The 8,138-nt window shown below is 57.7% G+C and carries 5 protein-coding genes and 1 pseudogene; 1 reads left to right on the plus strand and 5 read right to left on the minus strand.

The window, feature by feature from the left end:
- The 5 genes from imuA to Q7T06_RS06480 all read right to left on the minus strand — a co-directional run.
- The coding region (gene imuA / locus Q7T06_RS06460; RefSeq protein WP_304782149.1) for a translesion DNA synthesis-associated protein ImuA at positions 1-690 on the minus strand (690 nt) is incomplete at its 3' end.
- A gap of 186 nt (positions 691-876) precedes the next feature.
- A complete protein-coding gene (locus Q7T06_RS06465; RefSeq protein ID WP_304782152.1) occupies positions 877-1,569 on the minus strand; it encodes a hypothetical protein in 693 nt (230 codons plus the stop codon).
- Complete coding sequence (locus Q7T06_RS06470) at positions 1,566-2,558, minus strand: MlaD family protein (RefSeq protein ID WP_370652346.1); 993 nt, start codon at positions 2,556-2,558, stop codon at positions 1,566-1,568. Before Q7T06_RS06470 ends, Q7T06_RS06465 begins: the two co-directional genes overlap by 4 nt.
- A gap of 32 nt (positions 2,559-2,590) precedes the next feature.
- On the minus strand, positions 2,591-3,406 hold the full coding sequence (locus tag Q7T06_RS06475) for an ABC transporter permease (protein ID WP_304782156.1): 816 nt from the start codon (positions 3,404-3,406) through the stop codon (positions 2,591-2,593).
- A gap of 187 nt (positions 3,407-3,593) precedes the next feature.
- A complete protein-coding gene (locus Q7T06_RS06480; RefSeq protein ID WP_304782159.1) occupies positions 3,594-4,031 on the minus strand; it encodes a PPC domain-containing DNA-binding protein in 438 nt (145 codons plus the stop codon).
- 373 nt (positions 4,032-4,404) lie between these two features.
- On the opposite strand from Q7T06_RS06480, the pseudogene Q7T06_RS06485 reads away from it, so the two are divergent.
- A pseudogene (locus Q7T06_RS06485) lies at positions 4,405-8,138 on the plus strand (phosphorylase); the annotation flags it as partial.

Here is an 8,138-nt window from a genome sequence, read left to right on the forward strand (position 1 = left end):
CCTGGCCAGTGAACGGCTCGCAAACGGCTTGAGCGACATTTCGGGAAGCGCGAGTGGCAAAACAATCGGCTCGCGATGCACCGGCCCGCGGCGCTTGATGATATCTACCGACATGCGTCCGCCAGCCAGGGGCTGGCAGATCATCCGCAATGGCGCTGGCGATGCCTGGTCCTGTGCATCCAGCGGACGAAACACGAAGGTCAAACCTTGTGCAGCTGCCGCGGCCAGTTGCAGGCGCCGCATGTGATCGGCGCGTGCTTGCGGCAGCCAGCATAGCAATGCGCCAAAGCTGGCACTCTGCAATGCCTGTTCCACTGCCCAGATCCGGTCTGCCGGTTTGTCGGCTGCGATGACGATGATCTTGTCCATATCTATCCCCAACTCAGTCAGGGTGGCAGCATAGGGTATATGCGCGGGCGCCAGCAGCACCACGGTTTTTCCGGCTTGCGTGATGCGTGCCAGCGTAGGCGCCAGCAGTCGCAACTCAGCTGCACCCGGATGGGCGAGCAGTAATTCAATCATCACGGAAGCTGGCCAGCCGCCATTCGGCAATTCCTGATCCAGTGCACGGTAGCCGGAGCCCATCGGTTTGGAGCGATATGCTCCAGCCTGATCGTGCCAGATTGCGTCCGGCAGCGAGGCCAGTATGGATGGGGCAGGGCGGGAAAAAGCGGATGCGAGTATGGCCATGTAACCTCCAAAATGCTGTTCTGGGACAAAACGCCATGTCTGGGCGTTCCATCAATATACTGTATATCTGTACAGTATAAAAGGTTTATTTGGCTACGGATGGATTTTAAAAGCGGCGCAAGGATAGCTGAACTGAACAGTGCACGGCTGGAAAAATGCCGCTCGCCAGAGAGAGCTGGCTGCACTTTATTTCGCTGTATCGCTACCTTGTACCAGATCGATACGCCGCCGCAAGCTTTGCGCCGCAAGCACATCGCCAGCCTGTTCCGCGCGCATCGCTTGCACGCCCAGCCATGCCAGCAAAGGACGGCGCCATCCCTGGGATGAAGCGGTATCGACTGCCAGCGTCAACACAGCTGGCGTGGCGCGGCTGGAACGAAAGATGACGCCTGCGGCCACCAATCTGGACAGCGGATCCTCTATCGCCTGCAGGGCAGCAGCGGCGGCCATGTCCGAGCTGGCGCCAGCCACTGCGCGATATTGCGGCGGCAGCAGTGCAACATCCTGTGGCTGGATTTGCGCCTGCAGGAAATCGGCATAGGCGCGTTCAGTGCTTGTCGCATCCTGCCGCAACTTTTCAAAATCCGCACACTCTTCCAGCACCAGGCTGGCGACACGGCTGGCGCAGCGCGTCAGCGCCACCAGCGCCATCAGGTCGGCGCGGCCGGTACGGGCAATTTCGCTGCGTGCCAGATTGAACTCCTGTTTTTCGACCCGCTCCTTGCCTTGCAGATAGGCGGTGGTGGCGCTTTCGAGCGCGCTTTTGGCATTCGTTTGCCAGTCGGGTACAGTTTTTCCGGCGCACGCACCGAGCAATGCAGTCAGTGCAGCAAGTGTGGCCAGCAGGAAGATGCGTGGCATCGGGGAGGGCGATTTCATGGCAGGCTCAGCTCCGTGTTGCGCGCAAATGGCCATTTGCGATTGATTTCATTGACCAGCTGTTCGACCTTGCGCAGGCTTCTGTCTACATCGGCGCGCAGGATATCCAGATCGCTGGTGGCCATCTTCGCATTGCTGCTGATGGCTTGCGCATCGACCAGTACGGCATCGACTTTTTTCAGGCTGGCCCGGGCTTCGCCCAGCATTGCATTGAGTTGCACTATCGTTGCCTGCTGGTTGCCATCCTTGCCGAATACCTGGGTGTCGGTTTTGACCAGCAAGCCATCGACGCGCGCCAGTACGGTGTTGGCGCGGTCCAGCGTGGCGAGCAGTTTTTGCGCATCTTTTTCATTGCCGAACAAGCCGCCCAATGCCCCATGCGGGCCATTGAATTTTTCAGTCAGGCCCTGCAGATTGGCGAGGCTGGCATTGAGCGCCGATTCGGCCGAGGTCAAGCCATTCAGGTTTTCTATCAATTGCTTGGCAGCAGCGACCAGCAGCGGGATTTCTGCTGCCACATCACCGACCAGCAAGGTGCGTTCTGCGCCAGCCGGCAAGGGCGGGTCGGCCGGCATGCCGGTGTAGGCACGGATGCGCGTGCTGCCAACGATGCCGCGCTCCATCGTAAAGACGCTGGATGTGCGCAGCCAGTGCGCATCTTTTTGCGCGAGGTCGACGACCATGCGGGCCTTGCCTTCCTTGCTGAGTTCTATGCTGCTGACGCGCCCGACCGGAAAGCCCGAAAATGTCAGGTCCATGCCGACCACCACGCCTTCCGAATCGTCAGCCAGCAATACCAGTTCCTGCGTAGCCTCGAAAGCGCCGCGTGCATACATCAGATAGGCTGCCGAGCTGCCTATCAGCGCGACCAGAAACAGCAGCAGGATGGCCGCCTTGAATTCAAGATTGCCGGATGTTGCCGGCGCCGCTTGCAGAGGCGTCGGCGGCGGAGGCGGAGGGCTGGAAAGGATGTCTGGTCTATCTTGCAAGCATGTCAGGTAGCGCTATTGGATGGTACAAATTAGTAATAATTGCCCAGCAGCGAAGCAATCTCTATCAGCAGGATGACGAAAAACAGTCGCACCATCGCCGCCAGTTCATTCGCCGCTTTCGAGCGGCTGTGCAGCGGTGTGCTGCGCGTATCGTAAAGCGAGGACGCCATCGGTATCATCGACACGGCCAGGCTGAAGAACAGGGTCTTGAGCATGAATATCATCGTAACAGCAGGATTGAACACCTGACCCACCACGCGCGTATATCCAGCCAGCGCCCAGTGCGTGAAGCCGTAGATGGACAGGTATGCCAGCACCAGCGACATGACGCAGCTGACAGCGGCCAGCATCAGGACGGAAAACATGCCGGCTACTGCGCGCGGGAAAAATTCGCGGCGGACCGGATCTATGCCCTGGCTTTGCAATGCTGCCAGATCACCACGTGTGCGCATCTCGGCCAGTTCCACGCCATCCGGCAAGGTGCGCCGCAAGGCCACGAACAGCGCGGCAGTAAGGGGTATGAGTTCCAGCACCAGTACCCGCACGACCATTTCCAGCGCATATTTCGAGAGGCCGTAACTCACCGCCGTGACAACGACGATGCGGATCAGGATCAGGCTGGCCAATGCCGATAAGACGGAAAACCACAGCAGGTTGGCGGCGGTGCCGAGCACAATTTGATAGGCAATGGCGCGGCGATAGTCGCGCCCGTAAGTGGCGGGTGAGAAAGCGAGCGATAGCAGCAACATGCCGAAGAGGATAATTCTCCAGCCGCCGATGAGCCAGTGCAGCATGGCGCGACCCATTTGCCCAAGCGTATCTGTTATCGAAGCTTTCTCAGTCATGCAAACATGGTAGCAGTGAATCGGATGGCGTTACTTCTTCATTAGCAATGATGTCGGCAACACTGGCGGGCGGGCGGAATGAATAGATCTGAAAAATCCATTTCAGGGCGCATGCGCACACGCACGGCACTTGTAAAAGATGCCGGTATTTTTTACAAGCTTGCACGATGGTGCAAGGCAGGCTGACTCATCCACTCAGATTAATCAAGGCCAGGCCGCTGGCAGGATCGGTCGAGCGCTGCAGATAGTCCGGCGCTTCGGTCAGGATGATTTCCAGTGTGGGGCGTACATATGCCTGCAAAAGGTGACCGCCATGTGCAGTCCCGTCGCGTTTGCCGACGACCACATGCATATGGATTCTCGGCTCTCCTTCTTGCATGACAATGTCGCCGGTCAGCGACAGTACCTCTACCTGTTCGTTGACGGGAATTTTTTCATAGTGCTTTTGATCCCAGTTGAAATAACCCAGGGTCGCGCTGCTGAAGGCGCCGATGGCAGTGAAGCGGCTGGCGGCCAGATCGTTTTCCTTGGCAAAACGCTGCATCTGGCTGACGACTTCTTCGCCTGCTTCCATGATCAATGCATAGGTTTTTTCAGATGCATCGTTGATGAGCTTGGTACGCATGGTAACCTCTTCGTGGTTATGCCTGACTAAACATATGCCCGCTGCGCCATCCAGCTTGGCATCATCAGCTTAATATAGCTTTAATACGGCTTCAGTTTTCCCTTCAATCTTGCTGTAAATCAAAAACTCGGGAACTCTTGCCCATTTCGTCTTTCCAACAGAGAAAAATACAGACCACCATGTCAATCTAAAAACCGCATAAGCGGGAGGAAAAATATGGTCAGTACTATCTTGCTGCATGCGGACTTGGCGTGTGCGACGCAGTCTTTCCTTATCGGGAAAGATCAGTTTTCTCAAAGCAGGGCATACCATCGCCGCGCGTATCCATCTGCCATCCCGGCAAGTTTTCCATGTGCGCATAACGAGGCTACTCTTGTTTAAAAAAATTCTCCGCCATATCCCGTTTTTTTCATCATCGAAGGATGAGGGCAATCTTTATGAAGAGCCGGTGCGGGTGGAGATATTCAGCGCCGAAAGGCTGGAAGCGCACGCCGCACACCTTGCATCGATACATAAGATAGGCCCGGCTCCGCGTCGCACGTCGATCTCTACCGCAGCGCGAGAAGATGGCCGCATACTGATTGCGGCCCACGCCGCGATCGAGCTTGCCGCTGCCGAGCGCCGCGCGATTACTTCTGCCGCTGAATGGCTGCTCGATAATCTGCATGTCGTGGAAGAAAATGTTGCCGGCGTAGTCGAGGGCATGTCGCGCCGCCTGTACAAGGCGTTGCCGAAACTGGCTAGCGGCGAATATGCCGGCGCACCGAGGATTTACGATTTGTGCTGGGCGTTTGCTGCACATACCGACAATCATTTCGACATGGATCTGTTCCTGCGCTTTGTACGTGCGTATCAGCGCGTGCAGGCGTTGACGATGGCCGAGTTGTGGGCTTTGCCGGTGGTCATGCGCGCTGTCTTGCTGGCGCATCTGCGCCTGGTGGCAACTCGTGTGGTCAAGGCGCAGGCTGCGCGCCAGGCGGCCGATGATTTTGCCAACGATTTGATCGTGCTCGCACAAAATACGCCGGAGAGCGAGCAGCCGGCGATAGTCTTGCCACCCGGATGTCTGCGCCAGCCATTCGTGGTGCAAACGGTGCAGCGCCTGCGGTATCAGCAACCGGGGTTCACGATATTCCTGGACGCGCTCGGCACGCGCCTGGCCGAGCAGGGCTTGACGATAGACGATATTGTGCTGCGTGAGCACACCACGCAAGTCGCTGCCAACCAGGCCATACGCAACATCATCACCAGCATGCGCGGCATTGCGGCTTTCGACTGGCGAGTGTTTTTTGAATCAGTCAGCCTGGTCGAAGAAAAACTGCAAACCCTGCCGAATTACGCTGCACTGGATTTTCTGACGCGTGATCGCTATCGCAAAATCATCCAGCAGATCGCCTTGAATGCCAGTTATTCAGAATGGCAGATTGCCGATGCGCTGGTACGGAAAATAGAATATCACCGCAGCCAGATGCAGCACGATGACATCGTGGCGGATGAACGCGCGCTCGACCCCGGCTATTATCTGCTGGGCAAAGGCCGCATCGATCTGGAAGCCGAGCTCGGTTATCAGCCGGATATTTCGCAAAAGCTGAGACGACATTATGTCGCCCATGTCAGCCTGTATTATCCGCTGACGATTTTATTCTGCACGTTTACCCTGCTGGCGATTCCCCTGCTGAGCACGCGCGGCAATGAAGTTCCAGCCATCCTGCTGAGCTTGCTGATCGTTGCCGGATTTTTCCCCGCCTCCGATATCGCCGTCACTATCGTCAACAAGATATTGAAGCGCCTGTTCTGGCCGCGTCATTTGCCGCGCCTGGAACTGGCCGACATCTCCGAGAGCGTGCGCACCTTTGTCGCGGTCCCCGTCATGCTGACCAGTCTGGATGGCGTGGAAGAAGAAGTGCAGCGACTGGAAGCGCATTACCTTGCCAATCCGGATGGCGAAGTGTATTTCACGCTATTGTCGGACTGGGCAGATTCGCGGCAGGAGCACATGCCGCAAGATTTTCCCTTGCTGGAAAAAGCCCGCCACGACATTGCAGAGTTGAATGAGCGTTACGGGCCCAGCGTCAGCGGCCAGACCCGCTTCTATATCCTGCACCGGCGCCGTTTGTGGAATCCAGCCGAAAACAAGTGGATGGGATGGGAACGCAAGCGCGGCAAGCTGCATGAATTCAATCGCCTGCTGCGCAATGCGCACGACACTTCGTTCCTGCCGGACGATCATCCGGTGCCGCAGAATGTGCGCTATGTGATCACGCTGGATGCCGACACCCGCCTGCCTATCGGCGCCTTGCGTGCATTGGTCGGCGTGGCCGCGCATCCGCTGAATCAGCCGCGCCATGATCCCGAGACCAAACAGGTCATAGAAGGCTACGGCATCCTGCAGCCACGCATTACACCCACGCTGCCGATGCAGCAGGAACGCACGCTGTACCGGCGCTTCTTCTCGCCGCGCGGCGGCATCGATCCTTACGGCGGTGCGGTGTCCGATATCTATCAGGATGTGTTCGGCTGGGGCAGTTATTCCGGCAAGGGCTTGTACGATGTTGACGCCTTTGAGCTGGCGCTTGCCGGCAAGGTGCCGGAAAACACGATGCTCAGCCATGACTTGTTTGAAGGCGCATTGGCGCGCTGCGCGTTGATCAATGATGTCGAACTGTTCGAGGATTTTCCTTCCCATGTCGAAGAAGCCGCCGCCCGCCAGCATCGCTGGACGCGCGGCGACTGGCAGTTATTGCCATGGTTGCTGAGCGTGGGGCGGGTCTCGATGTCGGTGATCGATCGCCTGAAAATCGCCGATAACCTGCGCCGTTCCCTGGTGGCGCCAGCCATACTGGTGCTGCTGGTGACGGCTTTCTGCCTGGCGTCTTCGCCGATCTGGCCGTGGCTGATGCTGGGCATAGTGGGGCTGGCTTCTGCTTCCGTATTCCAGTTCATTTCCGACCTGCTGCCGCACCGCGACGATCTGTCGTTCAAGGCGCACTGGCGGCGCGGCCTGGCAGTATTGCCGGACACAATAGCCGTGGTATTCATTTCGCTGGTGATACTGGCGCAGCATGCCTGGCTGATGCTCGATGCGATATTGCGCACGCTGTTGCGGCTGGTATTCACACGCAGGAAATTGCTGCAATGGGTGACTTCGGCACAGGTCAGAAAGTACAAGCAGTATTCGCTGCTCAGCTTCATCTGGCGCGGGCGTGTCGGCATAGTGCTTGCGCTGGCGATAGCGGGGCTCGTGTATCTGGCCAATCCGGAGCGCTGGTGGCTGGTATTGCCTTTCTGTTTATTGTGGCTCTCCAGTCCTGTGCTGGCACGCGCCATCAGCCTGCCGCCAGTCGACAAGGATGTCGAGGAACTGGACGCCGATGAAGAAACGGACTTGCGCCTGACTGCACGCCGCACCTGGCGGTTCTTCACCACCTTTGTGGTGGCGGAAGACAATCATTTACCGCCGGATAATTTTCAGGAAGATCCGCATCCTGTCATTGCGCATCGCACTTCACCGACCAATTTCGGCCTGTACCTGCTCTCGGTTGCCACTGCGCGCGATTTTGGCTGGATAGGCTTGGCTGAAATGATGCACCGGCTGGAAGCGACGATGGGCACGCTGCAAACCCTGCCGCGCTATCACGGCCATTTTTACAACTGGTATGAAACCGAGAGGCTGGAAGTGCTGCAGCCGCGTTACATTTCCACCGTCGACAGCGGCAATCTTGCCGGTCACCTGTTTGTGCTGGCGCAGGCTTGCAAGGATGCCCGCGAACAGAATGTATTGCGCGGCAATGTCTGCCTCGGCATAGGCGATACCGTTTTGCTGTTGCGCCTGGCGATAGAAGGCGTAGGCCGCGAGTTGCGCACGCAAACCGTCAGCATCAAGGAACTGCGCAAGAGTGCCGAACAATTCAACGGCCTGCTGCTGACGCTGGGCAGCGAGCTATCAAATTATGGCGCCTGGAAAAAACTGGCGGAACATGCGGAAAACCTGTTCGACCTGGCGCAGGCATTCGCGGCTGAAATCCAGATCGAGGATAACCAGGTGCTGGCTTGGGCCGGCGAGTTGCGGCAAGCCGTGCATACGCATTGCGATGATTTCGTCACTAT

This window comes from Herminiimonas sp. (assembly GCF_030645555.1).
Classification (GTDB): domain Bacteria; phylum Pseudomonadota; class Gammaproteobacteria; order Burkholderiales; family Burkholderiaceae_D; genus Oxalicibacterium.